Here is a 24,469-nt window from a genome sequence, read left to right as displayed (position 1 = left end):
AAAAAGAAGTTTTATGAAAAAAGAGCACATGAAAAAGCAATATCCCCACTGGTGCGGGGTATTGCTATTGTATCTGATGGCATGTATTACTAGTTGCCAGGACGACAAAATTAGTTCCAATGGGTATGATCCGTCCAAACCGGTCGTATTCACGGATTTCTCTCCGAGTAAAGGAAGCCTCCGTACTCAACTCCATATCTATGGTGAGAATTTCGGAAACGACCCTTCAAAAATTCAAATTACTATAGGAGGGCGCTCAACCACCACTATTGGTTGTAACAATAATGAAATTTATTGTATGGTACCTCCCAAAGCCTTTGATGGAGACATTAAAGTATCTATCGAGAGTGCCGACGGAACCGCTTCGCCTATAGAATATGAATTTGAGAAACGTTTCCAATATGTTGCACAGACTTCAGTAGGCACATTAGTAGGAAATGAGGACGAACAAGGAAACTCGTCGGACGTAGATGGAGATTTTGAAAAGGCTAGATTTGGAAATACAGAATGGTTGTTAATGGACACGTTCGGAATACAAAAATGCCTGATTGTAAATGGTTTTAAAGGTCCTATTCGAAGAATTAACCTGGAGACTCAGGAGGTATCTACACTTATGACTGAAGGTCAAGGATTGTTTGGGGGAATGTACTACATGTGCTTTGATGCGACAGGAGATACTTTGTTTGTATCAGATGACCACGGACAAAATAACAAAGATAGAAGAGAAATTGCTTACTTGTTACGTTCAGAAGACTTCCGGAGAGCAAGACCCTATGTCTACGATCGCACAGGATATAGCTGTGCTTATCAACCACTAACAAAAACGCTCTATTATAGTATTTATTGGCAGGGTACTATCGACAGAGTTGTTTTTGATCCAACAACACAGGGGATGGTAGCAAAAGAAGTATTCCCTACATATGAAAGCCGCAATGAACATGCCTTCTTAACGATTCATCCTGAAGGTAAATATATGTATATAACAGGCGCCAATTGTCTTTATAAGTCAATGTTTAACCCAGAAACCAAAGAGTTCCAAAAACCAACGATGTTCGCCGGTTCAGAGGGAGCTAGCGCATGGGTGGATTCTCCTGGTACAGCAGGTCGTTTCGTATGGCCATACCAAGGTACGTTTGTAAAAAACAAAAGCTATATAGAAGCCGGTAAATCAGACATTTATGATTTTTATCTTTGTGATAGGAATGGACACTGTATTCGTAAAATTACTCCCGATGGCATCATCTCAACATATGCAGGAAGAGGTAGTGTATCCTCCGATGGACAAGTTAACGGATATATTGACGGTGAATTACGTACAGAAGCACGCTTTGACAGTCCTTGTGGCATTGCTTATGATGAAGAAACACAAACGTTCTATATAGCAGATAGAGAAAACCATCGAATTCGTACAATTTCTGTAGAATAACTATAAAAACACATTTCGAATGAAAAAATATATTTTAAGTTTGTTTTTTCTGATTAGCTGTATGATTGACACATACGCACATACAGAGCAACAACAAGAAAAGATAGAAATCAGCGGTATCGTTCTAGATCAAAGCAAAGAGCCGCTTGTCGGAGTAAATGTTTCCGTAAAAGATCTTCCTGGATTAGGTGCTATTACAGATATAAACGGTAAATTTAAAATAAAAGTTGAACCTTACCAAAAGCTAGTATTCACTTTTATAGGATTCGAGAAACAAGAAATACTTGTTAAAGACCAAAAAATCATCAATATAGTAATGCAGGAAGCCAAAGCAACTGCTATTGATGAAGTTGTTATTACCGGAACAGGTGCACAGAAAAAGATTACGATGACTGGAGCAGCCACCACTGTTGATGTCAGTACGCTAAGAACCTCCACATCAAGCATTACAAATGCGTTGGCTGGTAATGTAGCTGGTATAATGGCTCGCCAAACATCCGGACAACCCGGTAATAATATATCAGAGTTTTGGATTCGTGGAATTTCTACCTTTGGTGCCGGTTCCGGTGCATTGGTATTGATCGATGGATTTGAACGGAATATGAATGAAATCAACATCGAAGATGTTGAATCATTTACTGTACTAAAAGATGCTTCTGCAACAGCCATTTATGGTTCTCGCGGTGCAAATGGAGTTGTATTAATTACCACTAAGCGTGGTAAATCTGGTAAAGTACAGATAGACGCAAAAGTTGAAACAACTTATAATACACGAACCTATACGCCAGAACTAGTCGACGGTTACACCTATGCCAGCTTAATGAACGAAGCGCGCACAACTCGTAATCAAGAAGCATTCTTTTCGAATGAAAAATTATATATCCTTCGCAACGGACTGGACAAAGATCTATACCCCAACGTAGACTGGATGGATGTACTTCTGAAAAAAGGCGCCCCAACTTATCGTGCAACATTAAATATGAATGGTGGCGGCTCACTTGCTCGCTACTATGTATCTGTAAGTTATGTGGACGAAGGAGGTATGTATAAAGTGGACGAAGGACTAAAAGATTATAATACAAATGCAAATTACAGACGCTGGAATTACCGCCTCAATGTAGATATGGATATCACCAAATCTACTTTATTAAAGGTAGGAGTTGCAGGTTCATTAGACAAGAAAAATGAACCGGGAATGGCTGGTAATATCTGGGCATCAGCCATGCGTAATAATCCAATCTCAGTTCCTGTTATGTATTCCAACGGATATGTACCTGCTTACGGTTCAGAGAATGACCAACTCAACCCATGGGTAGCCGCTACACAAACAGGGTATCAAGAAACATGGAATAACAAATTACAAGCTAATGCTACCTTAGAACAAAATTTCAGCTTTATTACTAAAGGTTTAAAATTTATTGGTCGTTATGGATTTGATACAAACAACTTCCAGTGGATTAATCGAAAAAAGTTTCCTGAGATGTGGAGAGCGGAACAAAATCGCGCTTCTGACGGAAGTTTAGTTATGAAGAAAATCAAGGACGAACAACTTATGACACAAGAATCCTCTTCCAACGGAAACCGTAAAGAATACTTAGAAGCAGAGTTACACTACGACCGTACTTTTGGTGACCATATCGTAGGAGCCGTATTCAAATATTCTCAAGACAAAACAATTGATACTTCTCAGAATGGAAACGATATCATGCAAGGAATCGATAAACGCCATCAAGGATTAGCAGGACGTTTCACTTATGGATGGAAATATCGCTATTTCTTTGATTTCAACTTTGGTTATAATGGTTCCGAGAACTTTGCCCCAGGACATCAATATGGCTTCTTTCCCGCTTATTCTGTTGCATGGAATATTGCAGAAGAACCTATTATTAAGAAACATCTGAAATGGATGAACATGTTTAAGCTTCGTTATTCATATGGTAAAGTCGGTAATGACGTCGTAGGAGATAATGACCAACGTTTTCCTTATTTATCTACTTTCGGCGCCAGTGGTGGATTCAACTATGCCGATATTGGACAAAAATATGAATTCACAGGTTTAAGTTACACACATTATGCAACCACAGCTGTTACATGGGAAATAGCAACCAAACACGATATTGGTATTGATTTCTCTCTATGGGATGATAAGTTTACCGGAACAATTGATTATTTCCATGAACAGCGTGACGGTATTTACCAACAACGTAATTTCATTCCCATTTCTGTTGGGTTGAACGGTGCAATGAGGATATCTACCAATATTGGCTCTGTATTATCTAAAGGATTTGATGGAAACTTCGGATTTAAACAACGTATCGGAGATGTCAACCTCACCTTACGGGGTAACTTCACTTATAGCAAAAGTGAAATACTAGAATACGATGAAGAATATAGTAACTACCCTTACAAGAGCCAAAAAGGCTTCCGAGTAAACCAAACCCGCGGACTTATCGCATTAGGACTATTTAAAGACTATGATGATATCCGCAACAGTCCCAAACAATCTTGGGGAGATGTTATGCCAGGTGATATTAAATACGCAGATGTAAACGGAGATGGCTATGTAAACGACAATGATATCGTTCCTATCGGAGCTACAGCACGTCCAAACTTAGTTTATGGCTTCGGACTCTCTGGACAATGGAAAGGCATTGATGTCAATGTTTTGTTCCAAGGTTCTGGTAAATCTACTTTCTGCATCGATGGCCCTACTGTATATCCTTTTGAGAATGGAGACTGGGGAAATATTCTGGCTGATGTTGTAGAATCCAATCGTTGGATATTAGGTGAAAATGAAGATCCGAGTGCTAAATATCCTCGTCTTAGTTATGGCGGGAATAGCAACAATTATCGTTCCTCTACATATTGGTTACGTAATGGCTCTTATCTTCGCCTAAAGAATTTGGAAATAGGATACACAATACCTAAAAGTTTTGTCAACAAATTACACTTAAATAATATTCGCATTTACTTCATGGGTACTAACTTAGCTACCTTCTCTAGTTTCAAACTTTGGGATCCAGAACTAGGAAGCAGTAACGGGCAGCAATATCCATTATCAAGATCATATACTCTAGGATTAACTATCAATATCTAATATCAAAGACATGAAAAAGAAACATATAATATTAGCCGTTGCATTTAGCCTCGGGTTAGGAATCAGCTTTTCTTCCTGCTCTGATTATCTAAGTGTAGAACGTTTCTTCAACGATCGACAAAGTGAAGAGAAAATCTTTAAAAGTAAACAGTTTACAGAAGAATGGTTAGCAAAGTGCTACGGACTTTTAGCAGGTTCAAATATAGAATATGGACTTATAAAATTCACGCTCTCCAACTATTCGGACGATATCATATTTAATGAAAGTGATGGGGCTGTAAACTATAATGCTTTCAAATTTGGACAATACGATAACGGATGGGTTAACGACTCTTATATCCGTTGTTATGAAGGTGTTCGGCAAGCCTCTATTATGGTTAATAATGTAGATATAAATGAAGAACTTACAAAAGAGGAAATCCTAGATAAAAAGGCACAGGCCCGTTTCTTAAGAGCCTATTTTTATTGGTTACTATTAAGGAAATATGGTCCAATCCCCCTAATTCCCGATGAAACGATTAGCATTGACGAGACATATACAGGCATGTCTTACCCAAGAGCTACCTATGACGAAGTAGTGGATTACATTGACAAGGAAATGACACTTGCAGCCAAAGACTTGCCTGACAGACGAGACAGGCAGAATATCGCACGTGCAACAAGAGGGGCAGCATTAGCCGTACGCGCAAAAGCCTTATTATATTCAGCCAGCCCACTCAATAATCCTTTACCCGACGACCCTGATAAATTTACTGATTTTGTAGACGATCAGGGGCGCATATTAATGTCACAAACATATGACGAAAGCAAATGGGCAAAAGCTGCCGCTGCAGCAAAAGATGTGATTGATCTGGGACGATATGAATTACATACTGCAGACTATCAAGACAAAGGCGACAATACTTACCCAGCCACGGTAAAGCCTCCATATAATGCCAAATATTCAAATAAGAATTTCCCAGATGGATGGGCTAATATCGATCCGTTCGAATCTTACCGTTCCATTTTTAACGGTGACTTATACGCTAATGAAAACGAAGAATTGATCTTCACACGTGGCAATAACTACATAGGAGATCAAGTAAACCACCTCGTGCAAAATCAGATGCCGACTTTTGCAGGGGGAGAGAATCGACACGGTTTGACAGCTAAACAATGTGATGCTTACGATATGGCAAATGGTGACGCCTTCGATTTACAACATTTTCTTGATACTTGCGAAGCAAATAAACGCTTTGTAACTGAAGACGAATATAAAGCAGGAAAATATCCACAACTACGCCCTAATGTTTGGAAAGAATATGCTAATCGCGAACCGCGCTTTTATGCCAGCGTAGCATTTAGTGGTGCTTTTTGGCCATTTACCAGTGCTAAAGATGCAGAGTATCGTAATCAGCAAATATGGTACTATAGAGGAAGTAAAGAAGGACGAAAAAATGGTTCTGACAAATGGATACCTACAGGAATTGGAATGATGAAGTTTGTCAATCCGAATGATTGCAATACCAATAATGGAAAAATCTACGACAAAGTAGATGTTACAATTCGCTATGCTGACATTCTTTTAATGTATGCAGAAGCTCTTAATGAACTTACTCCAGGTAATAGCTATGAAATAACAAACTGGCAGGGAGAACCAATGACAGTTTCCCGCAATACAGAAGAAATGAGCAAATCTGTTTCGAGAGTTCGTATTCGTGCCGGCATGCCGGATTATGAACAAGAAATCTATAATGACCAAACATTATTCCGTGAGAAACTGAAACACGAACGTCAAGTAGAACTTATGGGTGAAAACCAACGATACCACGATTTGAGACGCTGGAAAGATGTTCCAATAGAAGAATCTGAACAAATCTATGGCTGCAATGTATTAATGACAGAGGCCACTAAAGAACGATTCTACGAACGTGTACGAGTAGAGAATTTACAAGCCAACTTCTCACGTAAGATGTATTTTTGGCCTGTTTTAGAGAGAGAATTACAATGGAACAGACGGATGACACAAGCTCCGGGCTGGGAAACATTTGATTAACATAAAAAGCCACCAAATGAAAAAGAAAATAATCTATATAGCTACAATATTTGCTACACTATTTTTCTTCAGTGCATGCAATGATGAATGGAAAGATGAACTCTACTCACACATGATTTCCTTAAAGGCTCCCATAGGAAGTGAAGAAGTTTCAGATATATATGTACGATACAAGCCTAATGGAGAAGTTGTATATGATCTTCCAGTATTAGTTAGTGGATCAACTCCGTTAGACAGAGATTTAAATGTGCGTATTGCTGTGGACCCAGATACACTCGTTGCTTTAAATTTAGCGAACTATCACGAGCTAAGAAAAGACTTATGGTATGAACTGCTACCCGAACAAAACTACGAGTTCGTATCACCTACTTGCTATATGCCAGTAGGTACTAGAAAAGAACTATTCCCCATTAAATTTAAATTCTCAGGTCTAAACTTGTCTAAAGAATGGGTATTACCCTTAACTATTGAAGAAGATCCTTCCTATGTAACTAACAAACGAAAAGGCTGGCGTAAAGCATTACTACATGTTTTGCCATATAATGATTACTCGGGTAATTATTCTGCAACCGCTATGAATATTTATTTTGCAGGTTCCAATGATGACCCATTGGTTGTCGACAATCGGAGAGCTCATGTAGTAGATGAAAATACAGTATTCTTTTATGTAGGTACCAAAGAGGACAATTCAATTGATCGGGAAACCTACAAAATCAATGTAAAATTTGAAGAACCTACAGAAGTTACCGAAACCAAAAGGACAGGAAATCTAACAATAACATCAGCAAATCCAGAAATAAACTTTCAGGTAATCGGACAACCAACATATGAGATCTGGGATGAAATGGATACGAATCAACCCTATTTATTGCATCGTTACCATGTATTAAGAATGGAGTATAGCTATGATGACATAACATCATCCAATGTCCCTACTTCATATAGAGCTACCGGTTCACTACTCATGGAGCGCAAAATCAATACATTGATACCAGATCAAGACCAAGCTATCCAATGGTAGAAAAAAATATGTGAGAGATTTTATACATCTCACAATTACACAACAAGTGAGCCCTGCACATATCGGCAAAAATTGCTAATATGTTGCAGGGCTCACTGATATACTACAAGAACTTCTGAGATATGCTCAAATATATAGAGCTTCTACACAAAAGTTTCCTCATATCTGAAAGATATATAAGAATATCTTTATTCAGCTGTCAACACCTCCAACTCTGCTACAGCAGCCATTTTACCATCCTTCACGACGGAAGACAAAGCCTGAAGTTTCACATAGCGTGCCTTGCACGGAGTAAATTCAATCGTCTGCACTTCTTTGGAATCAGCGAACGTACCGGAGGTTACTGCCTTTCCCCACTCTTTTCCATCACGACTGACATACACTTCATATTTAGCTATCCGACCTTCGGCAGCATCCTGTCGGGGAGTATATTTGATTCCCTTTACTACCGTTTCTTTGGTTAAGCCTATTTGTATTTCATGAGGATAAGGTGCCAGATAGAACTGATTATGTACCGTATGCCAATATGTATTCATATCACCATCAGCAGCCAATTTCATACTTCCGTCTGCATCACTGTCTACATACACCACTTTTTGTCTGCCTCCGGACACACCTGACAAATTCCGTATGGCGTTTACATTAAGTTCAGCAGCCGAAGCCCAATCTCTGCCATAAATCTCAGACAAAGCTATCAGTTTGAAATAGCGGGTTACAATAGGCTTTTCTAATGTAACGAACTGTGCAGAAGCCGAATTTTCAAAGCTACCTTTCATCTTATTCCCCCAGTTCTTTCCATCCTGGCTAAAATAAAGTTCATAATCCTTGATGCGTCCATTTTCAGAATTACGCGGCTGATAGATAAACTTATCTATTTCAAGCAAAGAAGACATATCCACTACTATCTCATGCGGATGTTTTGCCACCGGATCGTTCCAACGGCTGTGCCAGATCGTATTCAAGTCTCCGTCGATTGCATTCCGGGCTTCTTCACCTCCATTCTCACTACTAACTGAAACAACCTTCCAGGTAGAACGATCTACATAGATCGGTAACTTAGCAGAAGACTTTACGCTTTTCGCCAATTGTTCTGAAATAGCATATGCTTCTACGTTACCACCAGAAATTAATTCAAATGGCCCGTCATATATTTTATCTTCTCCGCCATTCAAGCTATAATGAATAGTCGCTCCCGGGGTACTAGTCTGCAAATTCAGGTAGCCGTTGTTATCTCTTTCTATCAGTACAGGCATACATACAGGCATCTGTACCCGTGCTTTCTTTACAAGTTCCTCTTTTGAATAACTTCTCTCCAAAGGCAGCATGATAAAGCTGAAAACAGTAGGCTGTGAACGAAGTTCATACTTTTGCATCGGGCCAGGTCCACAGCTTGCATTACCAAGTGGGCGCACCTGTGCATCCAAACAAAGAACAGTTTCTTTTCGCATCGGCACTTCATATTTATGAAGCAATCTACGACGATTAGCAGGATCAACCATATCCTGTGCCCTAGCATGCAATGCTGAGGCAGACATCTTATCTCCTGCAACAAAAACAAAGCCTATACCATCGGGGTTGGTTATTGAAATCCAACGTACATCTTCATGATTGCCCATCTCCTGAGCTCTCACATAATTCACCCACTGATTAGACACCAAATCATCATAGACGCCTACATACGTAGCATCTTTACGGTCTACATAATTCTCCCATGGACCACGTCCATACCAGCGCATCCGTTCAAATCCTTCCGGCATTTCCATGCGATACCCCACACGAGGGATAACCGCTCCCTTTGTTCCGGGAATTATGGTACTATTCACCATGATAGAGCCATCTGCACCAACTGTATATTCTATATTCGTCCGATAATCGAAACCTGATTGTCCCCGATACAGATTTTCTATCTGCAATCTCACTTTACCGTCTTCTTTATGCACCTCCCAGTGTCCAGCTTCAAGAAGCATACGATTCAGTCCATTTTGGAACCAGTCTCCGTCCACTTGTTTGTCATTGTCAGTAGGAGCACGGAAAACGTTCAATTCCAATCCCTTGCTTATCATCGGCACTTCGTTCAATGTATAAGCAGAAATAGTACCTTCCTGCTTTGAGAAGGTTGCTTCAAACTGTAGTCCTTTTACCAGATATGCGTCACTGGTTTCCACCAGTTCAATACTGCCTTTTTCTGATTTAAAAATTGGCTTCGCACTATCAGAGAGCTTAAATTGTTCCGATGCTACTTCATACCCTGCCTCTGCCCATTCAGTATCTTGCTTCTGGCAGAAGCTGAACTTAATGAAGTATTCGGCTCCGGGAAGTCTCTTTATCCGGCTATCATCTATAGTAATAACCTTACTGCTTTGCGCATCCAGTGACAATTCTTCCAAATTGCCCGAGAACACGACTCTTCCGTCCTCTTCAATTTCATATCTTCCATAGAGGTCATCCAGCCCTGCATGGAATCTTTTATTAGTCAGCTTATATTTTCCACTTCCCATAGCCTCAACCCATACAGGCTGATGCATTTTCTTTACTTCATAAGCCTTGGCAGAATACGTACGGTCGGAGAATATAACACCATTCGTGCAGAAGTTGCCGTCATTCGGAGTATCGCCGAAATCTCCTCCGAAGGCCATATAATAATCGGAACCGTCCGGAGTAGGCATCTTAATACTTTGATCTACCCAATCCCAGATAAAACCGCCGACAAGTGCCGGATAACGTTCATAAGTCTCCCAATATTCCTTGAAGTTTCCAATTGCATTTCCCATTGCATGCGCATACTCACAGACTACATGAGGTTTCACTGTTTCTCCATTCTGCGATTTCTGCAACCGTTCCTTACCTACACTCTCCAACCACTGCACATCGGGATACATAGAACTGGTAACATCGCAATAAGAGCTATTTCCTTCATAATGAGTAGGACGGGTATTGTCGAGTTTCTTAACAGCCTCTGCTGCTGACTTAAAGTTAATGCCATTACCAGACTCATTTCCCAATGACCACATTACAATAGAAGGATGATTTTTATAACGTCTTACCATATTCTCGCTACGTTCCGTAAATGCTTTCACCCACGAAGGTTCGCTGGATAACGCCATCAGTCCGTGACACTCCACGTTGGCCTCAGAAAGCACATAGATACCGTATCTATCACATAAATCATAGAAATAAGGATTATTAGGATAGTGAGAAGTACGTACAGCATTTATGTTCAGCAACTTCATCAGTTGCACATCTTTTTCCATTTCTTCCTTGGATACCGTACGTCCATTCAGCGAGCTGTGATCGTGTCTGTCTACCCCTTTAAATAAAGTAGATTTTCCGTTAACCAGCATTCTGCCATCTTTGGCAAGCTCAATCTTACGAAAACCAACCTTTACGCTACGAATATCTACAGTTTTCCCTTTCTGTTTCAATACAACAGTCAGATTATAAAGATTAGGAGTCTCTGCTGTCCATTTCAAAGGATTCATCACTTCAAACTGGAGATTATTCGCACCCATCTGGGCACGCATGCTTTGTGTACCGACTTCATTACCTTCCAGGTCTGTCAACCTTGCCTGTATCTCACAGTTACTCTTCTTTCCCGTAACTTCTACGTCCAAAGAAACAGATGCATTTTTATACTCTCCATCCAAGTCCGTACGAAAGAAGAAATCTCTGATCTGCGTTTTGGGAGCCGACCACAGAAAAACATCCCTGAATATACCACTGAACCGCCAGAAGTCCTGACACTCCAGGAAACTGCCGTCCGTGAAACGATAGACCTCAACTGCAAGTACGTTCTTCCCCGCTTGCAAATAGGGAGTCAGGTTGAACTCAGCAGGCAGGTAACTATCTTCCGAGTAACCTACCTTCTTGCCGTTTAGCCAGATATAGAATCCAGCCTCCACTCCGTTGAAACGAATAAAGACGTCGCGCCCCTTCCACGATTCGGGGATGGTAAACTCCCGGCGATAACTTCCTACAGGATTAGGCATTGTTGCAAAAGTATAATTGGAGGGACGTGGCTGAATCACATTCGGCCACTGTATCTTTTTCCAATCCCATTCGCAGAAAGGATAAATAACATTGCAATACAATGGTTTGTCCCAGTTCTTGTGGTGACGTACCGCCTCAATCTGCCACGTGGCAGGAACCTTGATATCATCCCACTGGCTTACATCATATTCGGGTTTGCAGAAATCCTGGGGCCGGTCTTTCGGATCGGGTACCCAATGGAACTTCCATGTACCGTTCAACGTTTTGTAATAAGTGGATTCTTCAATCGCCAAATTCATTGCCTGCTGTTCATCAGCAAAAGGAATAGCTATCTGGCAGGCTTGTTCCTTGTTTACTCCCGATACATACTCATTGCACCATTCGGGTTGTTCTGTCGTTTGAGTAAAAGCGGATAATGGCACAAACAGAAATGCCGCCATTACACCGGGCATGATTTTTCTTCTCATAAATAGGATTAGTTAGTTATTAGGTAATTCCATGTTTTCTCGTAATAATAGTTCTGTCAACTTTCGCTTACAAAAATAGTGCGTTTCAATGATTATTCCTCATTTATTCGTGACATTATTATACCCATATACGACGTTAACCGACATTCTTCGGTAAATAGCTCAAAAAACTGTATCTTTGCACTCCGAATATATACTTGACTATGAATAAAGTTAATGGTTTCCTGTATGGGCTGCTTTCATCAGCCTCTTTTGGGCTTATTCCCCTTTTTACCATCCCTGCCATGCAGGCGGGTATGCATTTCGAATCGATACTTTTCTATCGTTTCATGTTTGCATGTATGGCATTGGGTGGAATTCTGCTGATTGACGGTCAATCTTTCCGGATCAGCCGACGGGATATACCTTCACTGCTCCTTCTCGCTCTCCTTTATCTGATGTCTGCCGTCTTTTTATTCTGGGGATATAAGTTCATGGCAAGCGGAGTTGCTACTACGATTCATTTTATGTATCCGGTGCTCACTACTTTAATCATGATGCTTTTCTTTAAAGAAAAAAAGTCCGGTTGGAGAATGGCTGCCATCGTATCTGCCATAACCGGTGTCTACTTCTTGTCCGGCGGAAATACGGAAACTGGAAGTATCTCGTTTTCCGGTCTTTTCATTGTCCTGCTGTCAGCACTTGGTTATGCACTCTATCTTGTCACAATGAGTCAGCTAAAGATAGGACGAATGAAGGGATTACTGCTTACTTTCTATGTATTCCTCTTCGGGGGTATCCTCCTTTTCATCGGAATAGGAACAGTCAGCCAACTGCAACCTATCAGCGAATGGCATACTGCCGGCAACCTGATATTACTGGCACTTATCCCTACGGTTGTCTCCAACCTTGCACTGGTGAGAGCCGTAAAAAGCATCGGCTCCACACTCGCCTCTGTGCTGGGAGCTATGGAGCCGGTAACTGCCGTATGTGTAGGTATCTTCCTTTTCGGAGAAGCTTTTACCACCAGTATCGGTGTAGGTATCGCACTGATTATTGCTGCGGTAATGGTTATTATATTAAAACGATAAAATCAGCCTTTTCATCGGTTTATCTTCAGTTCTTCAATCAGGTTAGCAGCCTTTCCGTACTTTTCCATGATAAAAAGTACGTAGCGGATATCCACCCCGATACAACGTTGTAATTCGGGTTCAAAGACAATATCGCTGCTCATTGCTTCCCAATTGCCGTCGAAAGCCAGTCCAAGAAGTTCTCCCTTTGCATTGAACATGGCACTCCCGGAGTTTCCTCCCGTAATGTCATTGTTCGAGATAAAACAAACACTCATATCTCCTTCTTCATTGGCATATCTGCCGAAGTCACCGGAGGAAAGTATATTTAAAAGCTCCGGCTGAACAGCAAAATCAATATCCCCGTCATGTTCTTTCACCTTCTCAAAAATTCCTTTTGCAGTCGTAAAATAGTCATAAACAGCTCCATCGAAAGGAGAATAACCACAAATAGTTCCGAAGCTAAGACGCATCGTAGAGTTAGCATCGGGATAGAAATTACGATCTGCATACATGCGACGCATAGCTGCATTGAACAAGCGCTCATCCTGCTCTATTTGTTCGGAAGCCTCTGAAATGCTCTGATTCATTTCATAATATTTCACTATCAGATCGAGGCTGAGAGAAATAGCAGGATCTTCAATCAGATTATAAGTCGTATCCCGTTCCAGGAAACGTTTAAGCCCCCTTGGAGAGGTAATATGAGACGTTGCATACAAAGAATCCACATAAGCTTGAATATTACCATTATACAAGGTGTCTATCTGGGCATACATCGCCGGAAGATATTTCTTGTCAACTTTCGTCTGATATTCCTTCAACATAGCGGCAAATACTTCCTTATCAATATTTAAATCAAGATTATCGTATTTCTCCAATAACTTTTTCATTCGGGTAACCACCTGCTTCTCTTCGGCTTCAAAATCAAAGTTCAGAATTTCCAGTGCAAGCTGTACAAGCTCGGGACCGTTGATAAACGACTCACCGAAGTAAGCCAATGCATGGTTAGTTTCACTGCGATTATTATAATTCAGCTCCAGAGACGAAAACAAGCGAATCAGTTTCTCTCTTTCCTCCGGATTAGCCTGAATCCATTCACGAAGTGCAGCTTCCGCGACACGCTTCTTTTCCAAGACTTTCAAATGCTGGATAGCTTTATTAGTTCCGATACTGTTCTTCCAGTAATTGGAGCTTTCATCGTACTTAGAAGCGTATTTAATACGAATATCGGGACGACGGTCCATCTCCCGTTTCCAGATAGCCTGCTTTACCCCACGTACATCAATCATTGCCCGGTTAATTCCGTTCATCATTTCTTCGATACCATAAGAAGAGAGATAACGCTCCGTACTGCCCGGATAACCCAAAGTCATACAAAAAGAGCCTTCCTTGTATCCGTCCAGCGAAATAGGAACCACGTATTCAGGGCGATAAGGGACATTTTCAGGTGAATAATCCGCCGGGCCATTCTGTTTGTTGGCATAAATACGAAAAACACTGAAATCACCTGTATGGCGAGGCCACATCCAGTTATCCGTATCCCATCCGAACTTACCGACAGAAGAAGGAGGAGCAAAAACCAGCCGGACATCGTTATAATCACGATAGACAGAAAGCCAGAACTCATTTCCGGCATAATAAGCATCGACAATTCCCGTCAACGTAGAATCCTTTTCCGATACCTCCATGCCAATTACATTCATGATAGAGTCAACAACTACCCGACGCTCACTTTCTGTGCGAACATGCTTGGCAGCCGAAAGTACGCGCTTGGTCACATCCTCCGTACGAAGGAGGAAGCGGACATATAATTCGGGATTCGGCAGTTCTTCATCTAGGTTACGGGCAACAAAACCATCTTTCAGATAATCATGTTCTACGGAAGAATGCTGCTGGATACTGCTGAAACCACAGTGATGATTGGTAAATACCAGACCATCTTCGGAAACCACCACTCCCGAACAGAATCCTCCGAAGCTGACAACAGCATTTGCCAAAGCCGGTTTCTTCGGATTATATAATTTGCTTACAGGCATCTGCAAACCGAGTTCCTTCATCACCCGTTCTGCCTGTTTGTTCTTGCGAAGGTTCCCCAATAGCCACATTCCCTCGTCAGCAAATGCCTGCGACAGACAAAAAGAGAGGAGAATCATTGCGGTTAGTCTGAGTTTCATGCTATTATTTTTAGATTTATATGTTCAATCCGGACTCATTATTCGGTAATGAGCCTCAACTTCTTCGCTCCCACCCGTGCTTTCAGCCATGCACTGATTTTCTCCTTCTCGGCAACTGACGGGTGTTTGCCAAATTTCAAAACAGCCAGCGTCACTGTATCCGTCTTCATCGAGTCTACCCGTGTTTCCAGCGAGTGAGCAATTGAAAGCGAAGTGATAGAAGGATAAAGTACCTTCAACTCAGGCACTAATGTACGTCCCATCGTATCGTACTCTTTATATTGAGCAAGATTTTCTTCCAGTCGGGTGATCTTTTTCTGCTGTTCCTGCAAGCGTTGTTCACTGTTTTTATAAAAGTCTTCCATCACCATAGCACGAATGGAGGAAACGTCCACCGCCTCATTATTCATTCCTTGCAGCACTGTCAGCTTTGTTTCTTCCAACTTATATTCTTTCAGTTTGCTACGAGCAATGGAGATAGAAGCATCCGGCACTTCAGGACCAATCAGAACCACACGGATATCTTTATGTTCATAGCTGATCTTCTTATCAAGTACCTGCGTATTTTCAAAGTTCAGCTGCTCGTTGATAAACCGGTTGGCTGCTGTCTCGTAAAAAGTACTTTTAATAATACCAAATGTCAGATAAACAGCCGGACACATCGTTAGTACAACAATCAGAATGATATATTTACGCACCATCTTCTCACGTGCCTTATCAACAAATTCTTTACGTTGAAAATGCATCACCCGCACACCGATAAAAGTAGCCAGACTGATAAATACGGAGTTGATGAAATAGAGATAGAAAGCACCCAAAAAGTAAACCAGATTGCCCGAAGCCAATCCATAGCCTGCCGTACAAAGCGGAGGCATCAACGCCGTAGCAATGGCAACTCCCGGAATCACATTTCCTTTCTCCTTGGTAGAAAGAGCGACAACGCCTGCCAAACCACCGAAGAGTGCGATGAATACGTCATAAATCGTTGGTGAAGTTCGTGCCAGCAATTCTGATTGCGCTTCTGCAATAGGAGTAAAAAGAAAAAATATAGTGGCCGTTGTCACACTGAAAGCAGTCGTTATCAGAAAGCTCTTCAACGAACGTTTCATCAGTTCAAAGTCATTCAGACCGACAGATAAACCGACGCCCATGATAGGTCCCATTAATGGAGAAATCAACATGGCACCGATAATAACCGCTGTAGAGTTGACATTCAATCCAAGTGACGCCATGAAGATGGCAAAAATAAGAATCCACAAATTGGCTCCTTTGAATTCCACTCCTTTACGGATAGAATCTACTGTTTCCAGTTCGTTGTCTTTATCCTTTTTCAAGTCCAGGTATTCACCTAAGAACGACTTGATAGCAAACTTATTACGTTCATCTGTCTTCATAGTCATTTCTTCTTTTTTATAATTCGGTTAATAACAGGAATCTGCTGCAATGGCAAATCCCGTTTGATAATATAGGCAACAAACAGCAACAGAAGCACTGTACGTAAGGCCAGAAGCAAAACTGTGTTATGAATCGGCATCCATTCACCAATCAGATACAGAATAATGGCTAATCCTACATAACAACCTATTCCACGCAAATCATAAGCAATAGGATACTTCTTCTGACCTACCAAATAAGATAGTAACATAGCGATGGCATAGCCGGTAAAACCTGCCCATGCGCAAGCTACATACCCATATACAGGAATCAGGAAGATATTCATCAGAACAACAATCAGACAGGCTATTATCGAAAAATAAGCTCCCCATTTCGTGTCATCCGTCAGTTTATACCAAAAAGAAAGATTAAAATAGATACCCATAAACATCTCTGCAATCATCACGATGGGGACTACCCTAAGTCCTTCCCAATAATCCTTGGCAATGATATAACGCAGAATATCCAGATAAAACATGACTGCCAGAAAAGCCAGCAGCGTAAAGATAATGAAAAACTTCATTGCCTGCGCATAGATTTGCTTGTTATCCTTATCCTTACTTTTACCAAAGACAAAAGGTTCATAAGCAAAACGGAAAGCCTGCGTGATCATTGCCATAATCATCGCTATCTTAGTAGCCGCACTGTAAATACCTAACTGTACATCCGCTTCCACCTTATTAGGGTATACAAAAGGGAAAATAATCTTATCCCCGACCTGATTCACAATGCCTGCCACCCCCAATATCAGAATAGGAAATGAATAATATAACATCCGCTTCATCAATAAACGGTCAGGACAATAGCGGAATTCACGGAACTCAGGTATCAGTCCGAGCATTACAACAAAAGAACAGATCAGATTAATAAGAAAAGCCACTCCCACATCATCACCTTTCATGACCACAAAATAGAGGATATTCAGCAGGATACTGACAAATATGAATAAGAGTTTCAGTCCGGCAAACTTGATAGGGCGTTTCTTATAACGAAGATAAGCAAACGGAATAGCCTGAATGGCATCCATAGCCAATACAATCAGCATCATACCCAAATACCATGGATGTTCACCATAACCCATTAATCCCGCAATAGGATTGAGGAAGACCAGACACAACAGCAAGAATATGAGCGATACGCCCCCGACCATCAATAACGAAACAGAATATACTTTCTTCGGATCGTCATCTCCTTTATTGGCAAAACGGAAAAAGCCGGTTTCCATTCCGAAGGTAAGCACCACAAGCAATAACGCCACAATAGCATACATCTTGGTGATCACTCCGTATCCTCCGGAAGCAGCAGGAAGCGAAAAAGTATAAATCGGTACCAGAAAATAATTCAGAAACTTACCAATAATACTGCTGGCACCATAAATCGCAGTGTCCTTTGCCAATGACTTTAATTCTGCCATGTTTATTTAGATCTCTTTATTATCAATGAATAATATTATTTCTTTTGTTTGAACAGCCACTCCATGAAGCCCGGATAATTGAATGCAGGATTCCAGCTGCCATGATTGCAACCGGGGAATTCGATATATTCCACCTTTGCTCCGGCAGCTTTCAGTGCTTTGTACGCTTCACGCGACCCTTCAACTGTTACCACATCATCGGCATCCCCATGAAATATACGGAACTTCACTTCTTTGGCAGCCGGCAAACGGTCCGGATTCACCGATCCGCAAATGGGAACGGCAGCCGCAAAAATCTCCGGATAACGGACCACCAAATCATACGTCCCCATCGCTCCCATTGACAATCCGACAATATATATCCGTTTTTTATCGACTTCGGGCATGACCAGATAAGTGTCCAACAATTGTTTGAGAGTCCGGATAAGAGAACTCATCTCCTGTCCTGCAGGCATATCTGCCGGAAACAGTGATTTCGGACGTTCCGTATAAGCCCAGTAGCTACCTGCCGGACATTGAGGAACAAGTACGAAAGCCGGATACTTCTCTCTGTTGACAGGATTCAGAAACATCTGTCCGCCATGCGTCAGTTGTCTTTCATTGTCATTTCCACGCTCACCGGCTCCATGCAGGAACAGGACCAGCGGATATTTCTTCCCCGCCTTCATTGGCTCGGGACGAATCATCCGATAAGGCAAAGAATCTCCTGTGGAAGAGACAAATACGTCCTTCTCATAACCTTGTTGAGCTGATAATGACAGACTCAAAGAGAGAAATACAAGTAAGATACTCCACTGCTTCATACTCCAATCATTCAATAAAATCAGTTATCTGTTTAAACGTTCCTCAAAAAGCCTGCTTTTAATTGTCGCCAACACTCTCCATTCCGACAGCCACCAGATCAAACTATCAGTCATTAAACAAGGTTTTCTGACTGCTATAGAGGCTCCTTCCCAAATGCTTATAGGCAAGTTCCGTCACTTCCCGTCCACGAGGAGTCCGTTTCATAAAACCTTCTTTGATCAGGAAAGGTTCATACACTTCCTCAATAGTGCCCGCATCTTCGCCCAAAGCGGTAGCAATGGTTGTCAAACCGACAGGACCGCCTTTAAACTTGTCTATGATGGTGCAAAGTATCTTGTTGTCTATCTCATCCAAACCATACCTGTCGATATTCAACGCTTCCAGTGCAAACTGAGCTATTTCCGTATCGATAGAGCCGGAACCTTTCACCTGCGCAAAATCGCGTACGCGACGAAGCAAAGCATTGGCAATACGGGGCGTACCACGACTTCGGGATGCAATCTCCGATGCCGCCCGCACCGAACAAGGCACGTCCAGTATGGATGCTGAACGTCGGATGATATTACTCAGAATATCATCGTCATAGTACTCTAAATGCAGATTAATACCAAAACGGGCACGAAGTGGAGCCGTCAGCAATCCGCTACGGGTAGTTGCACCGACCAGCGTAAACGGATTCAGGTCAATCTGAATGCTACGTGCCGAAGGTCCCTTATCAATCATGATATCTATCCGGTAATCTTCCATGGCCGAATAGAGATATTCTTCTACCACCGGCGATAAACGGTGAATTTCATCGATAAAGAGCACATCGTTCGGTTCGAGGCTGGTCAAAACTCCTGCCAGATCGCCCGGTTTGTCGAGCACCGGACCGGAGGTTACTTTAAAGCCTACTCCCAATTCGTTAGCTATAATATTTGAAAGCGTTGTTTTACCCAATCCGGGAGGTCCGTGCAGCAGAACGTGGTCGAGCGCTTCGCCACGTAACCGTGCCGCCTTCACAAAGATGCGAAGGTTTTCCACCACCTTATCCTGCCCGCTAAAGTCTTCAAAGCTTAACGGACGGAGCGCATTTTCGAAATCCCGCTCCCTTGAAGTCAGCTGATGTTCGCGTATGTTAAAATCTTCTTGTTCCATTTTCTTCTTGAAAAGTAGGAGACAAAGATAGAGAATTACCTTTATTTTCAGCATAAGAAAGGAGGTTTATTTAAAACGTAATAACTACTTTTGCATCATCTATATACACATCATCGACTATGGTTCTAAATTACATCTGGATAGCATTCTTCATCATCGCCTTCGTTATCGCCCTGATAAAAGTAATTTTTCTGGGAGACACGGAGATATTTACAGCTATCATGAACTCAACTTTCGACTCTTCGAAAACCGCTTTCGAGATATCTCTGGGACTGACCGGAGTATTAGCTCTTTGGCTGGGTATCATGAAAATCGGCGAGAATAGCGGACTGATTAATGCACTCGCCCGCTTTCTGAGTCCGGTACTCTGCCGCCTGTTTCCGGACATTCCCAAAGGGCATCCGGTATTGGGTTCCATCTTTATGAATATGTCCGCCAACATGCTCGGACTCGACAATGCTGCCACCCCATTGGGGCTCAAAGCAATGAAAGAACTGCAGGAACTGAACCCGAAGAAAGATACGGCTTCCAATCCGATGATCATGTTTCTAGTAATCAACACCTCCGGGCTCATCATTATCCCGATCAGTATCATGGTATACCGTGCGCAGATGGGGGCTGCCCAACCTACGGATGTGTTTATCCCTATCCTGCTGAGTACTTTTATCTCGACTCTGGTCGGCGTCATAGCTGTCAGTATCGCCCAGAAGATCAATCTGATCAACAAGCCTATCCTGATATTGATGGGCGTTATCTGCCTTTTCTTCTCCGGATTGATTTATCTGTTTCTGAATATTTCGCGTGAGGAAATGGGTACTTACTCTACGCTGATAGCAAATATTCTTCTGTTCGGGGTGATCATCCTGTTTATTCTGACAGGAGTCCGGAAGAAGATTAACGTATATGATTCTTTTGTAGAAGGTGCCAAAGAAGGCTTCACGACAGCCGTACGAATCATTCCGTACTTGGTTGCCTTCCTTGTAGGCATTGCCGTATTCCGTACTTCGGGAGCGATGGATTTCCTTGTGGGGGGTATTGGTTATGTAGTCGGTCTGTGCGGAGTGGATACCAGTTTTGTGGGAGCATTGCCGACAGCGCTGATGAAGTCTCTCAGCGGTAGCGGTGCCAATGGGCTGATGATTGACACGATGAAAGAGATGGGACCGGATTCGTTTGTAGGCCGAATGAGTTGCGTAGTACGCGGAGCTTCGGACACCACTTTCTATATCCTTGCCGTTTACTTCGGCAGCGTCGGAATCAGTAAAACCCGGAATGCAGTCACCTGCGGCTTGATTGCAGACTTCTCCGGTATTATAGCCGCCATCTTAATCAGTTATTTATTTTTCTTTTAAATCATAGACTCAATTATGGCTGTAACTTATCAAACCGAAGGCGTCAAGATGCCTGATATCAAAAAACGGGAAACTACAGAATGGATAAAGAATGTAGCTGCCTCTTATGGAAAAAGACTCGGTGAAATCGCTTATATCTTCTGCTCCGATGAAAAGATTCTGGAGGTAAACCGACAATATCTGCAACACGATTATTACACGGATATCATTACTTTCGATTATTGCGAAGGTGATCGTCTGTCGGGCGACCTGTTCATCAGTCTGGATACGATACGCACCAATGCCGAGCAATTCGGGGCAGCTTATGATGATGAACTACACCGGGTTATTATTCACGGTATTCTTCATCTCTGCGGTATCAATGACAAAGGTCCCGGGGAAAGGGAAATCATGGAAGAGGCGGAGAATAAGGCGTTGGCAATGCGATAGTTGGCGATGCAATAAAAAGCCATTGACCGGATAAAACTAGCACCCCGCCACAATCACTGCGACGAGGTGCCCCCAAGTATCTAAGAGAGATAGTTATTGTTCCGTTAACGCTTGCTTTATTTTAAAGACAAGACTTTGATAATGTGCCCGGGTAGTAGCATCACCCGTATTTACTTTGCTTCGCAGCAAACTATAGCTATCCATTACCTTCTGATGAATAGCCGGATTCTTAACCATATCCACACTTCCGAGCGGGTTGAGTTCAAAGCCGGCTTTCGTCCAATCGACATTATCCGTAAGCAGTTGTTTCTCCACTTCATTCAAGTCTTTAAATGAGAATGGAGAAGATTTTTGTTTCAGCATTCCTCCTTCTTTCAACAACTTTTCCACATAAGTAATTTGCAGGTTACGGTCGTACATATTCAACCGGGCACCGGATATAGTTTTCTTCCACACAAAATCATAAATATCATCCATATACTCAGCAAAAGTATAAGCCTGTTTGGGATATAACTCCTCGTACAAAACAAGACTGGATGTAATGTATGTGAAGAACAAACGATTCATAATGATTGACTGCAAAGTACTTGGCGAATAAGTCGGACCGGTATACTCAATCACCTTCTTGTCAAGTACCCATTCGGGGAGTTCCATCATGGTTTCCATAACAAACTTCAATGCCTCCTTCTGTTCTGCTTTCGACACAAAACGGATAACAGGCTTTTCGCTGTCCCGTCTCGGCTCATCAAAATAAATTCCACCGATGGACACCATGGCATGCAGTAAGTAGCGTTGCATCTGCATAATCACTTCCTGATATGATTCTGTCAGGCGTTCATATTGATGATCATCTTCACAGGTCCATTCCGGCAGGTTTTTCATGATAAGTTTCAGATTCTTTAAGCCATATCTTCCTGCCTTCACGGCATTATCACCCAAATCCTCAGATTTACAAGAAGGATCGACCTCATTAATAAAAGGCTGCGGACCGTATTTGTACATCGGATCATTCTCTTTCTCTTTGATCCACTTGTTCAAAGTAGCTTTCTCATCTTCAGGAGATGCCGCATCAAATATAGGTTTATATCCCCATTTGATGGCAAACTTATCATATACACCCAAAAGCGGAGGAGTCAGAGCAACTCCTTTGTCTTCCGGCTGAGCTACATAATTATAGCGCGTATAGTCCATGATGGACGGAGTTGTACCATACTTCTGAGTGAAAGTGGCCGAACGGAGCGAGTCCACCGGATACGAATAAGATGCACCGAAGTTATGCATCAGTCCCAGGGTATGTCCGATCTCGTGCGCTGCTACATAACGTAACGAACTTCCCATCGTCTCGTCATCAAACACTGCCTTGCGTACTTTGGGGTCAACAGTAGCAGTCTGAACAAACCGCCAGTTATGCAACAGCTTAATGATATTTGAATAAAACAAGACGTCTCCCTGAATGATTTCACCCGAACGAGGATCGGCACAGGAAGGTCCCATTGAATTTTGTATCGGAGTGGTAATCATTCGGTAGCAGCTATAACGAATATCATCCGGATCAAAGTTCGGATCATCCTTCGGATAGTCTTTCGCTACAATCGCATTCTTAAATCCAATTTCCTCAAACGCAACCTGCCAGTCTTCTATTCCTTTCTTTATGTAATCTCTCCACTTGTCAGGGATAGCAGTATCAACGTAATATACAATCGGCTTCTGAGGTTCCACCAACTCACCTTGCTTATAACGTTCCAAATCTTCTGGTTTTGGTTGCAAATCCCATCGGTTGATGTAAGTAAGTTCTTGCAAACCATCTTTCTTTTCAGTATAAAACCTCTTGCTTTCATCAAAATAACCGATACGCGAGTCTCCATAACGGGGACGCATAATTTCCTCCGGCAGCAAAATAATATTACGCGTCATAGTTACAGTGAACGGTCCTCCGTCAACAGTATAACTCATCAGCGTCTTGATGTTTATATTCAACGGAAAAGACTTCATTCCCAGGATAGCCGACTTGGAAGAAACAAGACTTCCCTTCAATGCTTTTCTCTTCATCAATACATCCATTATATTCTCCGAACGAAATGGGCTGAATTCCGGTACATCCGTTATAAAAAGCGAACTCATATCGATGACATATGCCGAAGAGTCCGGTGAAAGACTTTCTATCTTATATGCTTCCCAAATAGGATCCGAGAAGTTGCGCTGAAAAGCAGCGTACATATTGGAAGTAGTGTCACACAAATTGCGCACCATCTTTTTGTGCATGTAGATTTTCTTTTTATCTGCTGAGAAGGTTACCAGTACCGGATTTCGGGGCATTTGTCCGGCAGCTATATCTTTATTATTACTGGTACTCGATACTCTGGACGCAATCATAAAATCCCGCCCCATCAAGTCTTTAGGTATTTCGAAATAATACTTATCCTTAACGATGTGTATCTTAAACATACCATCAATCGTCTTGGCTCCTTTCAGCAGTTTTTTGTATTCGGTCATACTACTCTTCGTGGAATCTTTTGCCGCCGACTGCTCTGTTTCCGCTTTTGCTTTCTTTTTTTTCTTTTTAAAAATCTGACTTTCGGCATTAGCAGTTACCGCTCCGGCAGTTAATGCTCCTACAAGTAATAAAGTGAAAATTTTGTTCAT

The 24,469-nt window shown here is 41.9% G+C and carries 14 protein-coding genes; 7 read left to right on the top strand and 7 right to left on the bottom strand.

The window, feature by feature from the left end; all coding sequences use genetic code 11:
- Positions 1 to 13 precede the first annotated feature (13 nt).
- From K6V30_RS05125 to K6V30_RS05110, 4 genes are read left to right on the top strand one after another with little or no spacing between them, the layout of a single operon-like run.
- Complete coding sequence (locus tag K6V30_RS05125; RefSeq protein WP_055269506.1) at positions 14 to 1,426, top strand: IPT/TIG domain-containing protein; 1,413 nt, start codon at positions 14 to 16, stop codon at positions 1,424 to 1,426.
- Between the two features lie 19 nt (positions 1,427 to 1,445).
- Positions 1,446 to 4,523 carry a SusC/RagA family TonB-linked outer membrane protein gene (locus K6V30_RS05120; protein WP_055269505.1) on the top strand — a complete coding sequence of 1,026 codons (3,078 nt, stop codon included), beginning with the start codon at positions 1,446 to 1,448 and terminating at the stop codon, positions 4,521 to 4,523.
- A gap of 10 nt (positions 4,524 to 4,533) precedes the next feature.
- A complete protein-coding gene (locus K6V30_RS05115; protein ID WP_055269504.1) occupies positions 4,534 to 6,558 on the top strand; it encodes a RagB/SusD family nutrient uptake outer membrane protein in 2,025 nt (674 codons plus the stop codon).
- A gap of 16 nt (positions 6,559 to 6,574) precedes the next feature.
- Complete coding sequence (locus K6V30_RS05110) at positions 6,575 to 7,579, top strand: DUF4973 domain-containing protein (protein ID WP_055269531.1); 1,005 nt, start codon at positions 6,575 to 6,577, stop codon at positions 7,577 to 7,579.
- A 188-nt stretch (positions 7,580 to 7,767) separates the two neighbouring features.
- Here K6V30_RS05110 and K6V30_RS05105 read toward each other — a convergent pair whose 3' ends face one another.
- Positions 7,768 to 12,033 carry a glycoside hydrolase family 2 TIM barrel-domain containing protein gene (locus K6V30_RS05105; RefSeq protein WP_055269503.1) on the bottom strand — a complete coding sequence of 1,422 codons (4,266 nt, stop codon included), beginning with the start codon at positions 12,031 to 12,033 and terminating at the stop codon, positions 7,768 to 7,770.
- Positions 12,034 to 12,236: 203 nt separating this feature from the next.
- Between K6V30_RS05105 and K6V30_RS05100 the strand changes: the two genes are divergently transcribed.
- Positions 12,237 to 13,103, top strand: coding sequence for a DMT family transporter (locus K6V30_RS05100; protein WP_010536031.1), 867 nt, complete (start codon positions 12,237 to 12,239; stop codon positions 13,101 to 13,103).
- 11 nt (positions 13,104 to 13,114) lie between these two features.
- Here the strand turns inward: K6V30_RS05100 and K6V30_RS05095 are convergent, their stop codons facing one another.
- The 5 genes from K6V30_RS05095 to ruvB form a co-directional block, all read right to left on the bottom strand.
- On the bottom strand, positions 13,115 to 15,256 hold the full coding sequence (locus K6V30_RS05095; RefSeq protein ID WP_010536030.1) for a S46 family peptidase: 2,142 nt from the start codon (positions 15,254 to 15,256) through the stop codon (positions 13,115 to 13,117).
- 38 nt (positions 15,257 to 15,294) lie between these two features.
- Positions 15,295 to 16,650 carry a TIGR00341 family protein gene (locus tag K6V30_RS05090; protein WP_029425178.1) on the bottom strand — a complete coding sequence of 452 codons (1,356 nt, stop codon included), beginning with the start codon at positions 16,648 to 16,650 and terminating at the stop codon, positions 15,295 to 15,297.
- Between the two features lie 2 nt (positions 16,651 to 16,652).
- A complete protein-coding gene (locus K6V30_RS05085; RefSeq protein ID WP_010536028.1) occupies positions 16,653 to 18,104 on the bottom strand; it encodes a lipopolysaccharide biosynthesis protein in 1,452 nt (483 codons plus the stop codon).
- A gap of 35 nt (positions 18,105 to 18,139) precedes the next feature.
- The gene (locus K6V30_RS05080) at positions 18,140 to 18,907 is read right to left on the bottom strand and encodes a carboxylesterase family protein (protein ID WP_010536027.1); all 768 of its coding nucleotides are present in this window, start codon (positions 18,905 to 18,907) and stop codon (positions 18,140 to 18,142) included.
- Positions 18,908 to 19,013: 106 nt separating this feature from the next.
- The gene (gene ruvB, locus K6V30_RS05075; RefSeq protein ID WP_055269530.1) at positions 19,014 to 20,045 is read right to left on the bottom strand and encodes a Holliday junction branch migration DNA helicase RuvB; all 1,032 of its coding nucleotides are present in this window, start codon (positions 20,043 to 20,045) and stop codon (positions 19,014 to 19,016) included.
- A 119-nt stretch (positions 20,046 to 20,164) separates the two neighbouring features.
- Between ruvB and K6V30_RS05070 the strand changes: the two genes are divergently transcribed.
- Positions 20,165 to 21,397 (top strand): nucleoside recognition domain-containing protein, encoded by a 1,233-nt coding sequence (locus tag K6V30_RS05070; RefSeq protein WP_010536025.1) that lies wholly within the window; start codon positions 20,165 to 20,167, stop codon positions 21,395 to 21,397.
- 15 nt (positions 21,398 to 21,412) lie between these two features.
- Positions 21,413 to 21,826 (top strand): rRNA maturation RNase YbeY, encoded by a 414-nt coding sequence (gene ybeY, locus K6V30_RS05065; protein WP_008767506.1) that lies wholly within the window; start codon positions 21,413 to 21,415, stop codon positions 21,824 to 21,826.
- 93 nt (positions 21,827 to 21,919) lie between these two features.
- Here ybeY and K6V30_RS05060 read toward each other — a convergent pair whose 3' ends face one another.
- Positions 21,920 to 24,469, bottom strand: a complete 2,550-nt coding sequence (locus K6V30_RS05060) for a zinc-dependent metalloprotease (protein WP_010536024.1) — start codon at positions 24,467 to 24,469, stop codon at positions 21,920 to 21,922.

The sequence above is a fragment of the Bacteroides faecis genome (assembly GCF_020091505.1).
Lineage (GTDB): Bacteria > Bacteroidota > Bacteroidia > Bacteroidales > Bacteroidaceae > Bacteroides > Bacteroides faecis.
This window is presented reverse-complemented; position numbering and strand designations above follow the sequence as displayed.

Bases quoted from the DNA above. Each gene is read 5' to 3' on its own strand.
- K6V30_RS05125 (WP_055269506.1), top strand. From the start codon at position 14: ATGAAAAAAGAGCACATGAAAAAGCAATATCCCCACTGGTGCGGGGTA.
- ruvB (WP_055269530.1), bottom strand. From the start codon at position 20,045: ATGGAACAAGAAGATTTTAACATACGCGAACATCAGCTGACTTCAAGG.
- K6V30_RS05060 (WP_010536024.1), bottom strand. From the start codon at position 24,469: ATGAACAAAATTTTCACTTTATTACTTGTAGGAGCATTAACTGCCGGA.
- K6V30_RS05095 (WP_010536030.1), bottom strand. From the start codon at position 15,256: ATGAAACTCAGACTAACCGCAATGATTCTCCTCTCTTTTTGTCTGTCG.
- K6V30_RS05070 (WP_010536025.1), top strand. From the start codon at position 20,165: ATGGTTCTAAATTACATCTGGATAGCATTCTTCATCATCGCCTTCGTT.
- K6V30_RS05100 (WP_010536031.1), top strand. From the start codon at position 12,237: ATGAATAAAGTTAATGGTTTCCTGTATGGGCTGCTTTCATCAGCCTCT.
- K6V30_RS05105 (WP_055269503.1), bottom strand. From the start codon at position 12,033: ATGAGAAGAAAAATCATGCCCGGTGTAATGGCGGCATTTCTGTTTGTG.
- K6V30_RS05120 (WP_055269505.1), top strand. From the start codon at position 1,446: ATGAAAAAATATATTTTAAGTTTGTTTTTTCTGATTAGCTGTATGATT.
- K6V30_RS05090 (WP_029425178.1), bottom strand. From the start codon at position 16,650: ATGAAGACAGATGAACGTAATAAGTTTGCTATCAAGTCGTTCTTAGGT.
- K6V30_RS05115 (WP_055269504.1), top strand. From the start codon at position 4,534: ATGAAAAAGAAACATATAATATTAGCCGTTGCATTTAGCCTCGGGTTA.
- K6V30_RS05080 (WP_010536027.1), bottom strand. From the start codon at position 18,907: ATGAAGCAGTGGAGTATCTTACTTGTATTTCTCTCTTTGAGTCTGTCA.
- K6V30_RS05085 (WP_010536028.1), bottom strand. From the start codon at position 18,104: ATGGCAGAATTAAAGTCATTGGCAAAGGACACTGCGATTTATGGTGCC.
- ybeY (WP_008767506.1), top strand. From the start codon at position 21,413: ATGGCTGTAACTTATCAAACCGAAGGCGTCAAGATGCCTGATATCAAA.
- K6V30_RS05110 (WP_055269531.1), top strand. From the start codon at position 6,575: ATGAAAAAGAAAATAATCTATATAGCTACAATATTTGCTACACTATTT.